Genomic DNA, 19,740 nt, shown 5'->3' with positions numbered 1-19,740 from the left:
CCTTCCACTGTTTGATATCTCCAGATCCTTAACCAAAAATTAACCCTCGACTACTGCTTCCCGAGAAGCCGCAAAACAGCCAAAAACGGAGACAAAACCGCTACTTTTACGCCATGAACCCGGAAATCCTCATCGATCTGGTCACCAAGACCATGCCTTTTGGCAAATACAAGGGGAAATTACTCTGCGATATTCCCGAGCACTACTTGGTGTGGCTCCATGGAAAGGGATTTCCCGAAGGCAAGCTGGGCATGTGGCTGAGCACGCTCTATGAAATCCGGCTCAACGGATTGGAGGATATTCTTCGGGAGTTGAAAACCCGCTATACGGCTAAAAAAGGATGATTTTTTTTCAAAAAACCGGACAACAATCACTTTTTGATCCACTCTTCATACAGGACATTGACTGACTCCCGGATGACACGATTGTAACCTTCTTCGTAGGCTGGACCACATCCGTTGCTGATCACGACAATCCCAAATTTTTCCTCCGGATCAAAAAACATGGCACTGAATAGCCCATAGGCCGAACCGGTATGCCCGGTCAGTTCGATTCCCGGAACCAGCGTATTGGTTTTCCAAAGTGCCAAGCCATAATTTTCATCCGAAGAAAGCGGAGTTTGCATCAGTTGGGAGCTATTTTTTGAAATGATCTTGGCTTTTTCTCCTTTACCATAATTCATGTGCATGATCATGTACTTGGCCAAATCAGGTGCAGAGATTTTCATGCCGCCTGTCGGAGAAAAAATCGGCGTGGAATAGCCCATTACGTAGGTGTCAATCTCTCCTTTCTTGGAAGCATATGCAGCCGGAGAAGGAGAAAATTTAGCTGAATCCGGCAAATACGCATAGATCTTGGCAAAGTGGGAGGCGTCCAATTCATCGACATTGTATCCACCGTAAAGTCCCAAGGGATCGAGAATATGGGTTTTGACATAGTGGTCAAATCGCTCTCCAGAATACTTTTCGATGATTGCACCGACGGTATTAAAATTCAGGTTACAATACTGATAGCCTTTTCCGGGTTCGTAGTCATTGTAGGCCTTTTCCCAATTGGGATTTTTGGCGGGATTGATCGCATCCAAAGTGAAATATCCTTCGGAATCATTGATCGAGGAAGTATGGGAAAGCAGCATCCGAAGCGTAATCACCGTGTCGGGAAACTTGGGATTGCGAACGGTAAAGCCAATCAATTCACTCACGTCATCATCAAGACTCAGCTTTTTCTTTTCGACCAACTGCATGATCGAAGTGGCTGAAAAGGACTTGGAAATTGAAGCAATCCGAAAAATATCCGAAGTCTGGAGTGGCACTTTTCCGTCTTCTTTCCAGCCTAAAGCCTCCTTGTAAACCAATTTATTGTCCTTCACTACTGCCACCGAGAGCCCCATGACCGGATGGGTTCCCATTAGTTGAGTCAATCGCTGTTTCGACTGATTTTGGGCTTGGGCCTGAAATCCGAAAATAAGGAGGAGGAATAGGAACGATATATTCTTCATGAGTCTTTGCGAGTTATTGGTTATTGGGTTATTGAGAAGGCAAATCAAAAACAATCTCTTTTGCCCGTCTGTCTTGCATCTTGCTTCTTCCCTCATTCCACTTTCTGAACCGGATACCAGTCACTTACCCCGTTTTCGTTGATTGCTTCGATGGTGAAATAGTAAGTTTTAGTCCGGTCAAGGGTTTTGAGCCAGTATTCATTGTTCCCCATCACCATGATGGAAGTATAGAGTTTGTCAGGGGCAGTGCCGTAATAGAGGTTATAAGCGTAAGCATCTGACATGGGTGACCACTTGATGAAGGCGCTTCGCTTGTCTTTTTCGGTACGGAAAACCATAAACTGTTTCACCTTTTCCGGTTTGGCTCCACCTCCGTTACCAAAAACCCTAAATCCACTGATGGCAAATTTGCCGGTTGGCATGTGGATGTTTTCCAGTTTGAGATAGCGAGTCTTGACCGGAGTTTTAAGCTCCGCATACTCGTGAGGAATATCCGTGGTGTTTTTGCTTTTGTCGACCAGGACTTCCCACTTTTTCCCATCGAGAGAATGATAGAGGATGTACTGATGAAATTGGTCCGTTCGCTTTCCGAGTCGGTCCTGATCTACATCCTGATCAGCATAGTTGATCTGTATTGCTTGGACCGTGCTGAGCTGGCCAAGGTCAGTTTGGATCCACTCGCCTTTATTGCCTGAGGTAGCGCTCCAGTAGGTTTTGAGATCCTCGTCATTGGCTTTATTGGCAGAAAATCCACCCAAAGTCGAAGATACAGCGATGGGTTTGTCGTAGTTAAGCAGCATCCAACCTGTAAATTTTCCGGCTTTTTCGGTGCCTGGTAGAAAGTGGGGATAATCCCCAAAAGCTGTGCTGCTCCACATCACATCGTCTTTGTCAAAGCCTGCCGGCCAGATTCCCAAGCGCCGTTCAAAGGTGTTTTTCACTGAAATCATGATCGTACTGATGTGCCAATACAGGCCCTGATTGTCCCGAAAGGTACTGCCATGGCCTGCTCCTCGGGCAAATCCACCCAACTTCATGCTCAACGGGTCAGACTGTGGAGTAAAAGGGCCCAAAGGAGTCGGCCCAACCACCACCCCGTCGGAATAGCCACTGAATTCGGTGCCCGGTGCTCCATATTGCAAATAGTACTTTCCGTTGTGTTTGGTCACGTGGGCTCCTTCCATAAATGGATCAAGAAACGTATTGTCCATGTGCTCGCCAAATCGCTGCCAGCCGTATTTGTCTGGCTCAAGCAAGTACAATTCCTTTCGGGTCCCGATAGGCTCCATGGTCTTTCGGTTAAGCTCGATGCCATAGAGAGGATAGCGGTTGGAACTGCCATTGTACATGTAGAGTCGACCATCTTCATCGGTGAAAAAGTCAGGATCCCAACCTCCGATTTCAAACTTTTCGACCAGAGGCTTCCATTCGTTTGCCGTTGGATTGGTACTCATCCAGATGGTAAAATCCTTTTCGTAAGTTGAACCCATCACCAAAACCGTGTCTCCCACGATTCCGACAGCAGGAGCACAGAGTTCGTCGTAGACTTTATTCCAAGGTCGAAGGAAAAGCCGGGAATGAAACTGCCAATTGTACATGTCTGTACTGGTCCAGTAACCCCATTGATTGGTAGAGAAAAGGATATACGTCCCGTCATAGTTTACCACCACAGGATCGGCAGTGGCGCGGTGTCTTCCCCATTCTGAAAAGTTGGGAATAGGCGTGTAGCCATAATCCAGATTGATTGGATTGCAATAGGTCTGCTGCTGGGAAAAAGCCGGAATAACAAGGCAAAAGGCTAAAAGAACAAGTAAGTGTTTTGAGTTCATGAACTATTATTTTGAAAGAAAAACAGTTTTTCCAGTCGCTGCACTTTCCTTTGCTGCTTCCAGAATTTCCATCACGATCAGGTTGTTTTCCAGACTGTAAAGATCGTAAGGCAAAAGTTTCGTTTTACCTAAGACAACCTCTATCAAGACTGAAAAAGGATCATCAAACGGCTTGGCTCGGGGCCCAAGATCAAACTTCTCCTCCTGAAATCCACTGTAGCCCTCTGCCATTCTCACCCGAAGCTGACTTGCATCATCCGCAAAAATCGCCCCGGTAAGACCGTAGATTTCCATGTCTTTGCGCCCGATTGGCCAGTTCCATGAAGCTTCAATGATCGTTTGAGTAGTTGGGTAAGTAAGAACAATAGTTGCTTCGTCGTCAACTTTGGGATTGTCGGCGGGATTGAGTTGCTGAGTGATTGCCGTGACAGAAATTGGCCGTTGACCATCCAATAGCCAGGTGCTGAGATTGGCACCATAGCAGCCAAAATCCATCAAGGCCCCCGCCCCGTTCAACTCAGGATCGGTCAGCCATTCCAAAAACTCGGGCCCTACACCAATTTGCTTTGGACCGCGATGCCCATCCCTAACCACGATTTTTCGGGCTTCCCCAACCTGTCCTTCATGTAGCAATTCATGGGCTTTTTCGGTGGTCGCATACCAGGAAGTCTCGTAATTAGTCAGTAAGTGAATGTTGTGTTTTTTAGCCAAAGAAGCCATTTCTAGGGCATGAGCCAAGCTAACTGCAAGGGGTTTTTCCACCATCACATGGACACCTCGGGGAGCACAGGCTTGGACAATTTCCAGGTGGGCGTAGGTAGTTCCAAAACCTGTAACAGCTTCCGGCTTGGTCTTTTCGAGCATTTCTTCTAGAGAATCAAAAACCAAATCCATCGAAAGTCCGTGCTGCCTGACATACCGCTGAGCCAATTCCCGATTGGGCTCGGCGATGCCCACAATCTCCAAATCAGGGCGTTTATCAGCGTCAAAAACCCAGCCTACGTGACCGTGGTTTAGACCGGCTACGCCGATTTTCAGGGTCTTTTCCTGAGCAAAAGCAGGGGTAAGGACAAGCAAAAGCAGGGAAACTATCCAGATTTTCATTCGAGTAAGTTAAGGTTTTGGATCAAAAAATAAAGCCTCCCACGGATAGGTCCATCCAGGGATCTTTTCAAAAAAGAAAGCTGGTCTTTTGCCAACGAAAAAAGGCAGAACCTCTTCTGCCTCGTTTCAATCCTTCTTTAATGCTTTATTTGATTCTTTCCTTTTGCAGGCGCTCGTATTCTTCGAGCAAAGCAATCAGTTTGATTCGGGTGTTTTTATCCGAGATATCCAGGCCCATTCCTGAAAACTGGGTTTGGATGAATTTCAGCGCGTTGTAGGGAGTGACGCTGATTTTGTTAAAAGCTGCTTCTTCCGGAGTCAGGATGTTGTTGTACATATCCAGAAGGACATATCCACGGTCAGAATTTCGTAAGACTTCCAGTGTCTTATCGATTACAGAGTTCCAATTCATTAAGATGTTAAGTTTTAATCAGGATTAAGTAGGGGGTATCCTGTTGGTGTTAAGCTTGGATTAAAGTAAGTAGATTAGCCCTATCGGTCCAAATAATCATTTCTTTAAAAAACAATCGGAAAGACAAGCTAACAGTGTAAGGCAGATCGGATAAAAGTTTGGGATTTTGTTATATCTATTTACCCTATAATATTACTAGACATATATATTTTTCATAAACTTTCTCTATATATTTGCCACACTAACTATTGGTATGACACAAGAACTATTTGCCCGATACTCCTTCCTGCTCGACCGCACGGCCCGAAAGGTGAAGCAGTACGCGCAACATCAGTTCAAAACAGGGGATTTTGATGTCACCGTAGACCAGTGGTTAGTGTTGAAAAACCTTTCAGAGAACGGATTGTTAAGCCAAACTGAGCTGGCAAATCTTGTTTTCAAAGACCATCCCACGCTCACACGGATCATCGACTTACTGTGCAAAAAGGGCTACGTGGAACGGATTCCCCACCCTCAGGACAGACGCAGTTTTCAGCTTCATTTGACCGAGTCAGGAGTAGCCAAAGTCACTGAGCTCCGTCCCAAAATCCTCGAAATACGTGAGAAGGCCTGGGAAAATCTGACCGAGTCGGACTTTGAAGAATTCAAGCGGATTTTGAATACCATTTACCAAAATCTGGACGGTCAGGTAATCGAAGAGTAAAAGTATTTAGTATACTAATTATATTTGTACGAACATTTTGGAATTTACCGGGGTTAAGCTCCCAAAGAAATGAACACAAACACGATCCATACCGACCTTTGCATCATCGGTGCCGGCCCGGTGGGCCTATTTGCAGTTTTCGAAGCAGGTTTGCTCAAGATGCGGTGTCACCTAATCGATGCTCTACCTCAAGTAGGCGGTCAGCTTTCGGAGATTTATCCCCAAAAACCCATCTATGATATCCCGGGATATCCTGAAGTCAAAGCCCAGGATTTGGTGGATAACCTGATGGAACAGGCAAAGCCTTTCCAGCCGACTTTCACCCTTGGTGAACGCGTGGATCATCTGGACAAGCAAGCTGACGGAAGCTACGTCGTCACTACCAGTGACAAGACTCATGTACATTGCAAAGTGGTCATTATTGCGGGGGGATTGGGCTGCTTTGAGCCGAGAAAACCTGTGTTGACCAACTTGGAAGAGTTTGAGGGCAAAGGGATCAATTACATGGTTAAAAATCCCGAGACCTATCGGGACAAAAATGTGGTCATTGCCGGCGGTGGTGACTCAGCCTTGGACTGGACGATTTTCCTTGCCAAAGTTGCCAAGAAAGTAACCTTGGTGCACCGAAATGAAACCTTCCGTGGAGCACCGGATTCAGCTTCCAAAGTGTTTGATCTGGCCAACAACGGAAAAATCGACCTGATCCTTTCAGCCAACCTGAAGGAGGTCAACGGAAACGGGAAATTGGAAAAGGTCATCCTCGAGGACAAGTGGAAACAAGATCTCAGCATTGATGCAGACTATCTGATCCCATTGTTTGGACTTTCACCAAAATTGGGTCCAATTGCAGACTGGGGACTAAGCATTGACAAAAACGCCATCGAAGTGGATACCCGCGATTACTCCACCGGAGTGGAACGCATCTATGCCATCGGAGATATCAATACCTATCCAGGCAAATTGAAACTCATCCTTTGTGGATTCCATGAGGCAGCGATCATGATGCACTCTGCATTCAAATACGTCTATCCAGACCAAAAGCTCAGCTTCAAATACACTACCGTAAACGGCGTAAACGCATTCTAAACTACCTCCAGCCATGATCAAATTCACAGTAGAAGACCACGACGGCAATAGACAGGAAGTCGAAGCTCCCGAGGACATGGGATTCAGCCTGATGGAAATCCTCAAGGCATCCGAATATCCGGTGTTGGCTACCTGCGGAGGAATGGCACTTTGCGCCACTTGCCATGTGGAGATTTTGGAGGGAAAAGCGGGCCTCGGCGATGCCACTGACATCGAACTGGATCAATTGGAAAACCTGCCGGAATACTATCCCACTTCCCGACTCGCCTGCCAAATCCGGATAGGAGATATTCTCGAAGGTGCGGTTGTTAAGCTCCGAGGGGAAGATGTCGTTTGATTTGAAATTTGATGCTTCATCTTCGCTTAGCATAGAGATTTGAAATTTGAACCACCTGGAAACGGGTGGTTTTTTTATTTTTTCGCGACTCTTTCCTGATCAAAATCAGCCCATTGGGAGAATTACAGTCATAGCTGAATCCTCTTTTTCTACCGAACTTTTTTAAAACAAAACCCAATCGGCCATAAAATCGAGCATGACTAAAAAGTCACATATTGGATTGATTATAAGCCTGCAAGATTCCATCTGACCTTAAAGAAAAAAATATAAACAGATGAAAAGGACATTATTCTTTCTAGCAAGGCTTTTTTCATTCTTAGTGATACTTGCCTTTGCTTCCTGCTCCAGCAGCAGCGACGAGGATACGAGCCCAATCATTCCTCCTATACCACCACCCCCGGTTTCCCCGGAAGATTTCCCTTTTTCGGACTTGGGAAGCGGAAGATTGCTCTATGAGAGTGAGGGGGAAACCTTCGGAGGCTTGGTTTTGGCAGATATTAATCGAAAAACTATAGCCAAGTTTAGCTTGGAGGGAATCAGTACTGATTATCAAATTTCACCGGATGGAGAATTGGTTACCTACTCTGCCAAAATCGATTTGATCAATCACGAATATGGAATTTTTGTCTGCTCCAATACAGGTAAAAACGCCAGACGCCTTATCCCAACCAACAAAAGTGGCTTTAATCCGGGATGGACACCCGATGGTTCAAAAATTATCTTCTGGAGTCAAGTTGGAACTTCAGCTAGTGAATACACACTTAATTCCATTAACAAGGACGGAACCAATCTAACATTACTTTCGGGTGAAAAAACAAATTTAATGTTCAGTGTTCCTTCTGTTTCTTCTTCGGGAACTATGGCTTTTTCAACCAATCAAGGCTATGGAAATCCAATCAACTCCGCGGGAATTTACCTCTTCAACCCATCCAATCAAAAATTAGAACGAATCATACCTCTGGAGTCAGGTAAATTCTATGAATCCCCGGCTTTTTCTCCGGACGGATCCAAAATCGCCTACCTCCGAATAACTCGGCCCGATGGAGAATACAAACTCATCGAGGTGATGATTTGGAATATAAACACAAAGACCAGTACAATTTTAGTCGCTGTTAACGCGAGTGGTACAAAAGAATACAATTTCCCAGATCCAGGAAATCAGGTCAATTTGGCCTGGTCATCGGACGGAAGCAAAATCATCTTCAATGTACCGGAAGGTGATTTGACCTCTCACCTCTATGTGGTCAATTCGAACGGTTCCAATCTCAAAAAAATAACAAACGGCACAAAAACCACCGATTTCAAAGTGAGTTGGGGAAGGTAGGGATTTGGATAAAAAACGATTTTGAATCGTTCCCTTTTCTGATATTGAATATAATTTTCCAACTTCCCCTATCCCCAGTGTTCATTTCCTATGAAATATCTTTTCCTCATTCTCTTTTTAATTCCAGCAACCGCTTTCTCCCAAATCAAATCCGAAAAAAAAGACGATGCGGTAAAAATCCACCACCTGATCAATCATTATTCGGAGGCCAGAGAAAAGCAGGATACCGTTTTGCTTAAAAGTATTTTGACAAACGATGTGGATCAGTTGGTTTCCTCAGGGGAATGGAGAACCGGAATCCGTGAAGCGGTGGATGGCATGCTGAGAAGTTCGACTTCCAATCCGGGTACCCGTACCCTTGAGGTGGAAAAAATCAGATTCCTCGAGGACGAGATTGCGCTGGTGGACTGCCGCTATACGATCAAAAACCCAAATGGAACCGAGCGAAACATGTGGAGCACTTTTGTAGTGCTATTTCACCGGAAAGAATGGAAAATCGCAGCAATCAGAAATATGAATCCAACAGGAGGAAATTAATATCCACAAAAAACCAATTGATTTTAAATTATTTAAATTCAGAAGTGGAGACCAGAGACCACCTTAAAAAAACGGGGCGAAACCGAAAAGCCAAACGAGTAGGTCATCTTCAAATTTTTCTCCAATGCCAAAATATGTAATTGAGCGCGAGATTCCCGGGGCAGGTAATCTCACTGCAGAACAGTTGAAAGGAATCTCTCAGACTTCTTGCGGAGTCCTAAGCAATATGGGCCCACAAATCCAATGGCTTCAAAGCTACGTGACCGGAGACAAAATCTACTGCGTTTACATTGCTCCTAATGAGGAAATGGTGCGTGAACATGCCAAGCAAGGGGGATTTCCAGCCAATTCCGTCAACGAAGTCAAAACCATTATTGATCCCACCACAGCAGAATAAGCATCCACAAATTCCGGTAAAAAGTGCAGCGAATCCTGCACTTTTTACATTTTAGCTTTTGATGAGAAAAGGAACACTAATCGACCAAAACCTTGTGGTCAGTCTGATGGTCCGGATGTTTAAGGATAATCCTGCCGTTGTCTCCTTGATCAAACCCGGAAAAAACATCGAAAACGGAATTCGAAGCCTTGCGAACTCTACCTTTTTCCAAAGCCTCCACCGGGATGGGATTTGGATTTCTTCCAATGAAGGAGCAGTAGCACTTTGCTTTCACTTCAATTCAGGAAAATTCTCATTTCAAGAGTTTCTGTTGGATTTGCGCTTTGCAATCAAGTACATCGGGTTCAAGCGACTTCCGGGAGTTTTGGCGAGAGAAGCCTATCGGAAAAAGCAACGACCGGCCGATGGGAATTACTTCTATTTCTGGTTTTTCGCCGCCTTGCCTGATGCTGGAGAGGCAGCTTTTGAGTTAAAAAACGGAATTTTTGATATGGCAAGAAAAGCTGACTTGCCGATCTTCACAGAGACCTCCGTGGAACGAAACCAAAAAATCTACGAGCGGTACGGGTTCAAGACTTACCAGATATGGGAAGTCCCGACGACAAAGATCAAGTTTTGGTTTTTGAAGTGGGAACCTTAAAAATCCTATCTTCATCCATGCGAAAACCATCCATTATCCTGCTGATCTGCCTGATTTTCTGGAGCTGTAAATCTGAAATTCCTCCTACTTTGATCCTGACCAACGGGAAAATCTGGACAGGTGAAGGCCCTGAAACTTTTGTGGAAGCCCTTGCAATCAATGGAAACATCATCACGGAAACAGGCGATTCCAAGAGCATCCTGGCCTTAGCCGGAGATGATACACAAGTGATTGACCTTCAGGGAAAACTGGTCACTGCCGGCTTTAATGATGCACATATTCATTTTTTGGGTGGCTCAATGGGCCTGACTCAAGTCGATTTACTAGCGACCAAGTCCTTGGAAGAGGTCATTTCCATCACCACCGAATTCATCTCAACTAACCCGGAAAAGGAATGGATCACCGGCCGCGGCTGGCAATACACCTACTTTGAATCAGGACTTCCGGACCATGAGACCATGAAAGCACTCCACATTGACAAGCCGGTTTTCCTTAAGGCCTACGACGGGCATAGTGCCTATGCGAATCCCAAAGCACTTGAATTGGCAGGAATAACTTCCTCGACGGTTTTCGAAGGGTTTGGTGAGGTGGTCAAAGACTCCAACGGAAATCCCACGGGAGCGCTGAAAGAAGGAGCCATGGATTTAGTGGGAAAATTGGTGCCCGAGCCGAGCTACCAAGACAAACTTCAAGCACTCCGAAAAGGCTTGGATCTAGCTGCTTCTCTCGGGATTACCAGCATGCAAAATGCCAGCGGAAGCGAGGAAGAGTTGAAACTTTACCTGGACTTACTTTCCAAAAATGAACTTACCGCCAGATATTCTGCCTCCTTTTCAGTGGGGGAAAACAGCACTCCTGAACAACTCGACCGGTTTAATTTCCTGAAAGACAGTATCGGAAAAGAAAACCCATGGATTCGTGCCGATGCCATCAAGTTCATGATTGACGGAGTAATTGAGTCCCACACCGCCGCCATGCTGGAGCACTACGCTGACCTTTTGCCTAGCGACGAACTCGCACTCGGCATGATCAATATTCCCTCAGAAAAATTTCAAAGTTTAGTCAAAGATCTTGACGCAAAAGGATTCCGCCTTTACACCCATGCCATAGGTGACCGGGGGGTGAGGGAAGTATTTTCTGCTTACGAAAATGCCATTTCCACCAATCCACCAAGAGAACGAAGGCATCGAATCGAACACATCGAAACCATCTCACCGGATGACATTCCGAGGTTTTCAAAGTCAGGCATCCTAGCTAGTATGGAACCGATCCATGCCGATCCTGCCACCGTCGGCGTTTGGTCAAAAGCCATCGGAGCCGAGCGTCTTCCTTGGTCATTTGCGTGGAAATCGATTTTGAACAGCGGGGCTCAATTGATATTTAGTTCTGACTGGCCGGCCTGTATCAGCCTCGACCCGATCCGTGGCATCCATGTGGCGGTAAACCGTCGTGATCCATCCGGTTTCCCCGAGGAGGGCTGGATACCTCAGGAAAAGATCAGTGTCTATGAAGCAATGAAAGCCTACACTTCGATGGGAGCCTATTCTTCCTTTGAGGAAAGTAAAAAAGGCCTTATCAAAGTTGGTTACCTAGCGGATCTAATTGTTCTTTCTGAAGATGTTTTCACCGTGGATCCAATGAAAATCCACGAAATAATGGTGGAAAAGACAATCCTGGACGGGAAGATAATTTTTGAAAAAAAATAGTAAAATTCCAAGAAAAATACCCACCACAGGGTATTTTTTGGCCAATTTAATACTCGAGATTTGGCTAATTAAGATCAATAAGGAGGAAACTTAATATTCACCTGATTGACACTCTTATCGATTTTCACCCAAAACATCGTTTCATCATGCAAAGCCAAACGTCCTCAGCTCAGGATTTTTCCTCTGTTTATGGTCAAATCGAAATCCAGAATTATAGCATTGTTTTCAATGTTCAGGCGAAAAGAGATCATCTTGGATATCATCTTCCTGAAACTATTCACCAAGTAATCCTAAAAGGTAAAAACCTAAGCGGCCACCAGTTTTCAACGGTAGACATCCGTTTTCGCGAACCCAAAAATATTGTCACAAATCCTGCCGGATCAGCGGATACGGTCATCATAGATATGCCAAAATCCGATTATAGCCTGTTTGAAAACTTTTTGAAAAAAACGATCGATTCCAAGGATTCACCACGTAAGCTGTTGATCATGGAATATACCTCCTCACCAAACAAATACGAGTACAACACCACTTTTCTGATCCGATAAAAAAATCGTAAAAAAGTCAAAATTGCAGTTAAAATTTGTAGCGTTGAGGAAATGGCTCCCGTTATAGACTGTAAAATCTAACTTCTCTATGAAAAAATTACTGGTCGTAATCTCGCTGTTTTGGCTAAGCGGATGCGGATTGCTGGAAGATGATTCGAAAAAATATGAACTGGATGAAATCGAGGAGTTATACAGTGAAATCATCGCACTTTCAGAGTCTGTCTCCTGCACCAATTCATCCGAATGGAAATTTACAGCCATGGGAAGCAAGGCCTGCGGTGGCCCTACCAGATATATCGCCTACCACCAAAGCGTAGAAGAAAAATTCCTTAGTTTGGTCGGCCAATACACCAAGCTTCAAGCGGAATACAATCTGAAGTACGATGTCGTATCCGATTGTTCCCTCATTGTGGCTCCCCGAAACATTATCTGCGAAGCAGGTAAACCGGTTTTCATGTCCTGATTCAAACAAAAAAGGCCGGTTTCCCGGCCTTTAGCATTAACAGAAATCAGGGTGTTAAGTAATAAATCTGCTAATTGGGTGGTCAACAACTAGTAGTTGCCGTTCTTATAAAATTTATCATGAAACAGGTATCTGTTATCATGGGTTGCTTTAATTTCTTTGGACTCAGTATCGATGACCATCACAGGTGGATTGGCATCCCCAGCTTTTGCTGCTGACCAGGAAGGATTTCCTGCTCCGTTCGGATTCCCGGTTTTCACAAAGTTTGTGAAGTAATCAAACATGGTTTTGGAGGCTTTGAAGTCATCCGGAGTCCATGCAAATTCCTTTACCAAGTGAAGATTGCCCATTGCATATTCGATCTCGGCTGCGTGTCTTGCACCGATCTGTTTGGGTGCAGGAGTTGGATTTTCACTACGAACTGTTCCTCCAGCTAGTCCAGCTGTCAGACTTTTATCTACCAATGGAGGCGATAGCTTGCTAAACAAGTAACGATACACCGGCTGCTGACTATGGGTGCGATGCAAGTCAAACCACTTCCAAGTACTGTAGGAAATGAACCGATCAGAGGCCAAATCTGTCGCCGAATACTCTACCTGTTCAGGAGTTTCATGGGGATAAAGTGCCAAGATTTCATTGAATCGATCAGGGTAAGCTTCTTTTACTTTTTCGACAAAAGCTTCCTTGGTGTAAGGCTTTCCTTGCATAAAAGACTGCCCGGGAATTTCGGCTGAATTCCAACCCAACAACAGCGGAACTTGGGCCTGCTCTCCGGCACGGAAAATTTCAGGAAGTAATTTGGGTAGAAAATAGCCATCCACAACCACTGGAAAGCCGAATCTTCCAGACTCCTGATAGATTTCAAAGATGTCCTTGGATGACATTTTTCTAAGCTCCGAAATGGATTTGTACCCAGCCTTTTCAACAAACTCCTTCCCTATCTTTTCTGCTTCTTCCAGGGAAACTGGAGCTAAAGTCGGATTAATTCCTGCCCCACTTTCCCCGATCGCACCATGAATGAGATTTTTGGAAAGCGGAGAAGCCATCTGGTAGGAAACTGAAATCGATCCTGCAGACTCTCCTGCAATAGTGACCTGATTTGGGTTTCCTCCAAAAGCAGCAATATTTTCCTTCACCCACTGCAAAGCCAAGGTCTGATCGAGCAAGCCGTAATTTCCTGAGCCTTTGTAGGAGGTCTCAGCGCTTAATTCAGGATGGGCAAAAAATCCAAAAATTCCCAAGCGGTAATTGACCGTAACGACCACCACGCCTTCTTTTGCCATGGATTCGCCATTATAGCGCGGCTCTGAAGCATCTCCCGCCACAAATCCACCTCCATAGAAATATACCAAGACTGGAAGATCCTTGGTGTTTCGTTTGGCAGGGGTCCAAACATTCAGATACAAACAATCCTCAGATACGCCATCGGACCAGGAATTCATATCCCCAAAAACCAGTCCTTGAACCGGTCTAGCGCTGAATTTTTTAGTCATTTTCACCCCTGTCCAGCTATCGGCGGGCACTGGAGCTTTCCAACGGAGATCCCCCACAGGAGGCTTGGCAAAGGGAATTCCGAAATAGGTGGAAATCCCGTTGGTTACATTATAATTTCCCTCTATTACTCCGTTTTTGATGGTTGCTTGGACAGGCATGGAATTGTCACTTTGGGAAAAGGCGACAATCGCGATAAAACAAACTGCCGCCAAACTGAGAAATAACCGCTTCATATATTTTAAGCTTTAAAATCTATTGTTTCACGTTGAGACAATAATAATTGCTCTTCCCGAAAAATCCTATTTACTTAGAATAGAATTACAACCCATTATGCCCCTACCTGACCTCATCCAGTACATCCCACATATAGCTTATGACTCCGTTGTTTTTGGTTTTTCCAAAGGCAAACTCAAAATTCTCCTGATGGAATACCATGACACGGGATGGCATGCACTTCCCGGGGGATTTGTAGAGCGAACAGAAAACCTTGAGGACGCGGTCAAGCGTGGGCTTTTTGAGCGGACTGGCCTACATGAAATCTATCTGGAGCAGTTTCACACCTTTGGGGATATGGCCAGATTTCAGCCTGAAGTAATGAAAACCATCCTGGAGGCCAATGGACATGCCGTACCGGATAATTACTGGATGCTGGACCGATTCTTTTCCATTGCATATTATGCCTTGATCGACCACGAAAAAGTCACCTTGACACCCGATTCACTTTCGGATTCCATCGCTTGGTACGACATCGAGCATTTGCCCGATCTGATACTTGATCACGGAAAAATCGTCCAGAAAGCTCTTCAAACCCTTCGTGAAAACCTGGATCGAAAACTAATCGGAGGCAACTTGCTACCCGAGCGTTTCACGATGAATGAACTTCAGGCGGTCTATGAGGCCATAATGGGTGAAAAACTCCGACGAACCAGTTTTCAGCGAAAGATGCTCAGCATGGATATCCTAGATCGGCACGAAAAACTATTCACCGGCAAAAGTCACAAAGCCCCTTACCTCTACAGCTTTAAAACTTCTTAAATTATGCTCAATCGCCCATTTCTGCTCATCGCTATGATGGGCTACCTTCTTTTCTCCTGCGAAAAAAGCGAAAACACACCAATCCTCTCTGTTGATTCGGTTCCTGTTGAAGGAGGACAGATCTCAGGAAAAACGGATTCCAGCGGACTGGTGAAAATCTTTAAAGGAATTCCTTTTGCAGCGCCCCCGGTGGGGGAATTGCGATGGAAAGCCCCACAACCTGTCCAGCCTTGGGAAGGAATCAAGGCCTGCACGGAAAATCCACCCGCTCCCATGCAAAATCCCCCGGTTCCGTTCTTTGCCTGGTCCGAGGAATTTTTGATCCCGAAGGAACCGATTTCCGAAGACTGCCTTTACCTCAACATTTGGACTGCGGCAGAAAAACCGGATGAAAAACGTCCTGTGATGGTGTGGATTTATGGGGGAGGATTTAGTTCCGGAGGCAATACAGTCCCACTATACGACGGGGAAGAACTCGCGAAAAAAGGCATCGTGGTCGTTGCACTAAATTACCGCGTGGGCATGCTGGGATTCCTGGCCCATCCCGAACTCAGCGCTGAAAACACGGATCAAACTTCCGGAAACTATGGGATTCTGGATCAAATCGCAGGTTTGGAATGGGTGAAAAAGAACATTGCAGCTTTTGGTGGCGATCCGGACAATGTGACCATTGCCGGCCAATCTGCAGGCGCATTTAGCGTCAACGCCTTAGTAGTCTCACCCAAAGCAAAAGGCTTGTTCCACAAAGCAATTGCCCAAAGCGGAGGCATGTTTAACCGAGGATCAGGATTGGTCTCCGGCCTGGAAGGCGCTGAGGAGCGAGGTAAACAACTGACCGACACCTTGGGAATTTCATTGGCAGACCTTCGGAAAATCCCTGCTGATAGCCTTCTGAAAATCCCGGGGAGATTTGGTCCCGTAGTGGATGGCAAGGTTTTGCCTAGTGTGAGACAAGCTTTTGAGGATGGAACCTTTTCTGACGTTCCACTCCTGACCGGTTGGAATGCCGATGACCGGGTTTCAGGAAATCCACCTACCACACCTGCCGAGTTCAAAGCCAACGCCAAAAAACAATATGGAGGCCGGGCTGGGGAATACCTGCAACTTTTCCCTGCAGGTAATGAAGTCGAATTGGAAGAAACTCTGAAAACCATAGGAGTCTTAGGCTTCGGATTCCAGAATTACACTTGGGCTAAGATGCAGACTGAAAAGGGGCAAAATGACGCTTATGTGTACTATTTTACTCGAATCCCGCCTGGCGAACCGAACTTTGGTGCTTTTCATTCGGCCGAGTTCAGCTATGCACTGCACACCCTCCGCAATTGGAATCGACCATTTGAACAGGTGGATTATGACTTGGAAAAAAATATGTCGGACTACTGGGTCAATTTTGTGAAAAACGGAAATCCAAACGGTCCTGGCCTACATGAATGGCCAGTTTTTGATCCCGAAAATCCACTGGTGATTGAACTGGGAACCAATATAAATACCAGAGCTATGCCCAACTGGGAGCAGATGAAGTTTATGGAAAGTTTAAATCGATAAGCTATGCTGGCGTTTCTTGGGCTTCTCACGGTATTGCTGTTACTCTTTTTGGTCATTACCAAAAAAGCTTCTCCTGTCATTGCCTTAATCTTAGTTCCGCTTGTGACTGGAATAGCAGCAGGAAAAACTACAGAACTTCCGGGAATGATTAGCGAGGGACTTCAAGCCATTGCTCCTACAGGGGTAATGTTTGTTTTTGCAATTCTTTTTTTTGGAATCCTACTCGATGCAGGCACATTCCAACCCATCATCAACCGCCTGCTGAAAATCGCAGGAAATGATCCGGTCAAAATTACCTTAGCTACAGCCGTATTGGCCATGCTGATTCACCTAGATGGTTCGGGAGCTGTTACTTTTTTGGTGGTTATCCCTGCACTGGTACCAATTTATGATCAATTGGGCATGAAGCGAATCACCTTGGCTTGCGTCGTCGCCTTGGCTGCAGGAACCATGAACATTCTTCCTTGGGGAGGCCCAACCATCCGAGCGGCAACAGCCTTGGAAGTACCGGTCACGGAGCTGTTTAATCCGATCCTGATTCCCTTCCTCTTCGGTCTGATGACCGTTTTGGTAATTGCTTTTTTCCTGGGAAAGGGTGAGAAAAACAGATTGGGAACGATTGATTTTGAGATCAGAAATGAAGATTTAAATAAATCCAATGATCTGGCTAGGCCAAAGCTTTTCTGGGTCAACATCTTACTGATTTTCCTGGCGATCATTCCGATGATTTTGGGATGGGTACCACCGTATGTAAGCTTTATGATTGCTTTTGCTATAGCACTGCTGATCAACTACCCAAAGGTGGAGGAGCAGAAAAAACGCATCGATGCCCATGCCAAAGAAGCCATGCTGATGGCCAGTATCCTGTTTGCAGCGGGCTGTTTCACCGGAATTCTCAAAGGCACGGGAATGATGGAAGCCATGGCCGGGAATGTGCAGGGTTTTCTTCCAGAGCAGCTCGGTAGGCAATTACCCCTGATCACAGGCTTGTTGTCTATGCCAGCAAGTCTTTTATTTGATCCCGATTCTTTCTATTTCGGCATTTTGCCGCTGATGGCTTCCACAGCTGACCACTTTGGAGTCAGCTCTTTACAGGTCGGCCAGGCTGCCATCATGGGACAGATGACTACCGGGTTTCCAGTGAGTCCATTGACCGGTTCGACTTTCCTGCTGATCGGTTTGGCAGGAGTGGACTTGGGCGAGCATCAGAAAAAGACCATTCCTTTGGCCTTTTTGGTGACCTTGGTGATATTGACTGTTTCGGTTTTGATGGGTATTATTTCGATTTAGGATGAAATCGAGCATAACGAAAACTTTATACTGAGGAATGAATGGTAGAAATGCGAGATTCCATCTGACCGTCAAAAATCAATTACAAACAGATGAATGAAAAAATCAGAATCGGCTGTGGAGCGGGTTTTTCGGGAGACCGATTGGAGCCTGCTTTGATCCTTACGGAAAAGGGATATCTGGATTACCTGGTTTTGGAATGTCTCGCCGAGCGGACCATTGCTTTGGCACAAAAGCGAAAGCAGCAAGATCCTCATACCGGCTACGATGTGCTTTTGGAGAGGAGAATCGAGGGTTTGCTTCCACTTTTACTCCAACATAAAACCCGCCTAATCACCAATATGGGCGCTGCAAATCCCATTGCCGGAGCCAATAAAATCCTTGAAATTGCCAAAAAAGCCGGGTTGAAGGTAAAGGTCGCTATCGTTTTGGGTGATGATGTTTTTGATCAACTCAATGGTGAGGAATTCAGCCTGGAAGGAAGCAAACCACTGAACACGTATGGCAAACTGGTTTCTGCCAATGCCTACCTGGGAGTGGATGCAATTCTTCCTGCTTTAGCCACAGATGCACAAATCATTCTAACGGGTAGAGTAGCTGACCCTTCACTTTTTTTGGCTCCAATGATACATGAATTGGGATGGGATAAAGAAAATGAGGACCTGATGGGAAAAGGAACCGTACTCGGACACTTGATGGAATGTGCCGGACAGATCACGGGAGGATATTTTGCTGACCCCGTTACCAAGCCTGTCCCGAACATGGACATCCTTGGGCATCCGATTGTGGAAGTGAGTCGGGATGGAAGCGGCATCATTACCAAAGTGGAGGAAACCGGAGGATTGATCAACACCCAAACTGCCAAGGAACAGTTGCTTTATGAAGTCCTTGATCCGGGGAATTACTTCACGCCCGATGTGGTGGCGGATTTTCGAAGCGTGCGATTTGAAGAAGTCGGGCCAAATCAATTGAAAGTCAACGGAGGAAGCGGCAAAACCAAACCCGAAACCCTCAAGGTCAGCGTGGGCTATCAGGCAGGCTGGATCGGAGAAGGAAAGATTTCCTACGCGGGAGCCCATGCCGTAGAGCGGGCAAAACTTGCCGGTGAAATCATTGAAAAACGGATTGGAGATCGGTTTGACGAGTTTCGGGTGGATTACATCGGACTGAGTTCCCTGCATGGGGAAAGTGTTTCTAAAGGTACATCTCCTTATGAAGTTCGACTCCGAATCGCTGGAAAATCCAATGAAAAAGCCCTCGCCCAGCTCGTGGGAGAAGAAGTCGAAGCTCTCTATACCAACGGTCCTGCCGGAGGCGGAGGAGCCAGAAAATACCTCAACGAAGTCATCGGTGTAGTCTCTATCCTTATGGATCGAAACCAAATTCACCCTTCCATTCAAGTATTTGAATCATGAGTCAAAAACTTGCCGATATCGCGCACAGCCGTGCCGGAGACAAAGGAAACACGTTGGTCCTTTCCCTTTTTCCTTTGGAGGAAAAGGACTATTCCCTTTTGGTAGAAAAAGTCACGGCCGAAAAAGTGAAGCAACACCTCTCCCACCAACTCAAAGGAAGCGTCACCCGACACGAAATCCCTGAGTTGAAGGCTTTGCTTTTCACCTGTGAAAACGCATTGACAAGCGGGGTCACCACCTCCTTGGCACTGGATGCACATGGAAAAAGTCTGAGTTATGCCCTTTTGGAAATGAAAATTTAAATATCCTCAAAACAGACAAGTTAAATACGGAAATTGGCGTATGGCGCGTCAAGAGGCGGTTAGATACTTTTGAAT

21 protein-coding genes are annotated in these 19,740 nt (G+C 45.7%); 16 read left to right on the top strand and 5 right to left on the bottom strand.

The genetic code is table 11. The features are described from left to right. Window positions 1–113: 113 nt before the first annotated feature. Window positions 114–344, top strand: a complete 231-nt coding sequence (locus D0X99_RS05295) for a DUF3820 family protein (RefSeq protein ID WP_119476609.1) — start codon at window positions 114–116, stop codon at window positions 342–344. Between the two features lie 26 nt (window positions 345–370). Here D0X99_RS05295 and D0X99_RS05290 read toward each other — a convergent pair whose 3' ends face one another. From D0X99_RS05290 to D0X99_RS05275, 4 genes are all read right to left on the bottom strand, one after another. Beyond that, the gene (locus D0X99_RS05290) at window positions 371–1,498 is read right to left on the bottom strand and encodes a serine hydrolase domain-containing protein (RefSeq protein ID WP_119476608.1); all 1,128 of its coding nucleotides are present in this window, start codon (window positions 1,496–1,498) and stop codon (window positions 371–373) included. Window positions 1,499–1,590: 92 nt separating this feature from the next. Next, complete coding sequence (locus tag D0X99_RS05285; RefSeq protein WP_119476607.1) at window positions 1,591–3,327, bottom strand: family 43 glycosylhydrolase; 1,737 nt, start codon at window positions 3,325–3,327, stop codon at window positions 1,591–1,593. A gap of 6 nt (window positions 3,328–3,333) precedes the next feature. Continuing rightward, the gene (locus D0X99_RS05280; protein ID WP_119476606.1) at window positions 3,334–4,431 is read right to left on the bottom strand and encodes a Gfo/Idh/MocA family protein; all 1,098 of its coding nucleotides are present in this window, start codon (window positions 4,429–4,431) and stop codon (window positions 3,334–3,336) included. A gap of 145 nt (window positions 4,432–4,576) precedes the next feature. Next, window positions 4,577–4,843: a hypothetical protein gene (locus D0X99_RS05275; protein WP_119476605.1), complete on the bottom strand. Its 267-nt coding sequence runs from the start codon at window positions 4,841–4,843 to the stop codon at window positions 4,577–4,579. A gap of 253 nt (window positions 4,844–5,096) precedes the next feature. Between D0X99_RS05275 and D0X99_RS05270 the strand changes: the two genes are divergently transcribed. The 10 genes from D0X99_RS05270 (at window position 5,097) to D0X99_RS05225 (ending at window position 12,584) form a co-directional block, all read left to right on the top strand. After that, on the top strand, window positions 5,097–5,546 hold the full coding sequence (locus tag D0X99_RS05270; protein WP_119476604.1) for a MarR family winged helix-turn-helix transcriptional regulator: 450 nt from the start codon (window positions 5,097–5,099) through the stop codon (window positions 5,544–5,546). Between the two features lie 69 nt (window positions 5,547–5,615). Further along, a complete protein-coding gene (locus D0X99_RS05265) occupies window positions 5,616–6,632 on the top strand; it encodes an NAD(P)/FAD-dependent oxidoreductase (protein WP_119476603.1) in 1,017 nt (338 codons plus the stop codon). 13 nt (window positions 6,633–6,645) lie between these two features. Continuing rightward, window positions 6,646–6,969, top strand: a complete 324-nt coding sequence (locus tag D0X99_RS05260; RefSeq protein WP_119476602.1) for a 2Fe-2S iron-sulfur cluster-binding protein — start codon at window positions 6,646–6,648, stop codon at window positions 6,967–6,969. A gap of 274 nt (window positions 6,970–7,243) precedes the next feature. Next, complete coding sequence (locus D0X99_RS05255; RefSeq protein ID WP_119476601.1) at window positions 7,244–8,293, top strand: TolB family protein; 1,050 nt, start codon at window positions 7,244–7,246, stop codon at window positions 8,291–8,293. A gap of 90 nt (window positions 8,294–8,383) precedes the next feature. After that, window positions 8,384–8,830 carry a nuclear transport factor 2 family protein gene (locus tag D0X99_RS05250; RefSeq protein WP_119476600.1) on the top strand — a complete coding sequence of 149 codons (447 nt, stop codon included), beginning with the start codon at window positions 8,384–8,386 and terminating at the stop codon, window positions 8,828–8,830. 124 nt (window positions 8,831–8,954) lie between these two features. Beyond that, window positions 8,955–9,227, top strand: coding sequence for a DUF4242 domain-containing protein (locus D0X99_RS05245; protein WP_119476599.1), 273 nt, complete (start codon window positions 8,955–8,957; stop codon window positions 9,225–9,227). A 61-nt stretch (window positions 9,228–9,288) separates the two neighbouring features. After that, window positions 9,289–9,867: a hypothetical protein gene (locus D0X99_RS05240; RefSeq protein WP_119476598.1), complete on the top strand. Its 579-nt coding sequence runs from the start codon at window positions 9,289–9,291 to the stop codon at window positions 9,865–9,867. Between the two features lie 17 nt (window positions 9,868–9,884). Beyond that, window positions 9,885–11,573: an amidohydrolase gene (locus tag D0X99_RS05235; protein ID WP_158587676.1), complete on the top strand. Its 1,689-nt coding sequence runs from the start codon at window positions 9,885–9,887 to the stop codon at window positions 11,571–11,573. 146 nt (window positions 11,574–11,719) lie between these two features. Then, the gene (locus tag D0X99_RS05230; RefSeq protein WP_119476596.1) at window positions 11,720–12,121 is read left to right on the top strand and encodes a hypothetical protein; all 402 of its coding nucleotides are present in this window, start codon (window positions 11,720–11,722) and stop codon (window positions 12,119–12,121) included. Between the two features lie 88 nt (window positions 12,122–12,209). Continuing rightward, window positions 12,210–12,584: a hypothetical protein gene (locus D0X99_RS05225; protein ID WP_119476595.1), complete on the top strand. Its 375-nt coding sequence runs from the start codon at window positions 12,210–12,212 to the stop codon at window positions 12,582–12,584. Between the two features lie 89 nt (window positions 12,585–12,673). On the opposite strand, the gene D0X99_RS05220 is transcribed toward D0X99_RS05225, so the two are convergent. Then, on the bottom strand, window positions 12,674–14,311 hold the full coding sequence (locus tag D0X99_RS05220; protein ID WP_119476594.1) for a carboxylesterase/lipase family protein: 1,638 nt from the start codon (window positions 14,309–14,311) through the stop codon (window positions 12,674–12,676). Window positions 14,312–14,408: 97 nt separating this feature from the next. On the opposite strand from D0X99_RS05220, the gene D0X99_RS05215 reads away from it, so the two are divergent. The 5 genes from D0X99_RS05215 (at window position 14,409) to D0X99_RS05195 (ending at window position 19,665) form a co-directional block, all read left to right on the top strand. Next, window positions 14,409–15,113 carry an NUDIX hydrolase gene (locus D0X99_RS05215; RefSeq protein WP_119476593.1) on the top strand — a complete coding sequence of 235 codons (705 nt, stop codon included), beginning with the start codon at window positions 14,409–14,411 and terminating at the stop codon, window positions 15,111–15,113. Between the two features lie 3 nt (window positions 15,114–15,116). Next, entirely contained in the window at window positions 15,117–16,658 is a 1,542-nt protein-coding gene (locus D0X99_RS05210) for a carboxylesterase/lipase family protein (protein ID WP_119476592.1), read from the top strand. Window positions 16,659–16,661: 3 nt separating this feature from the next. After that, window positions 16,662–17,948 (top strand): CitMHS family transporter, encoded by a 1,287-nt coding sequence (locus tag D0X99_RS05205; RefSeq protein WP_119476591.1) that lies wholly within the window; start codon window positions 16,662–16,664, stop codon window positions 17,946–17,948. 92 nt (window positions 17,949–18,040) lie between these two features. Further along, window positions 18,041–19,363, top strand: coding sequence for an acyclic terpene utilization AtuA family protein (locus tag D0X99_RS05200; protein WP_119476590.1), 1,323 nt, complete (start codon window positions 18,041–18,043; stop codon window positions 19,361–19,363). Then, on the top strand, window positions 19,360–19,665 hold the full coding sequence (locus tag D0X99_RS05195) for an AtuA-related protein (RefSeq protein ID WP_119476589.1): 306 nt from the start codon (window positions 19,360–19,362) through the stop codon (window positions 19,663–19,665). Before D0X99_RS05200 ends, D0X99_RS05195 begins: the two co-directional genes overlap by 4 nt. The last annotated feature ends 75 nt before the right edge of the window (window positions 19,666–19,740 follow it).

Source organism: Algoriphagus lacus, from assembly GCF_003583985.1.
Lineage (GTDB): Bacteria > Bacteroidota > Bacteroidia > Cytophagales > Cyclobacteriaceae > Algoriphagus > Algoriphagus lacus.
This window is presented reverse-complemented; position numbering and strand designations above follow the sequence as displayed.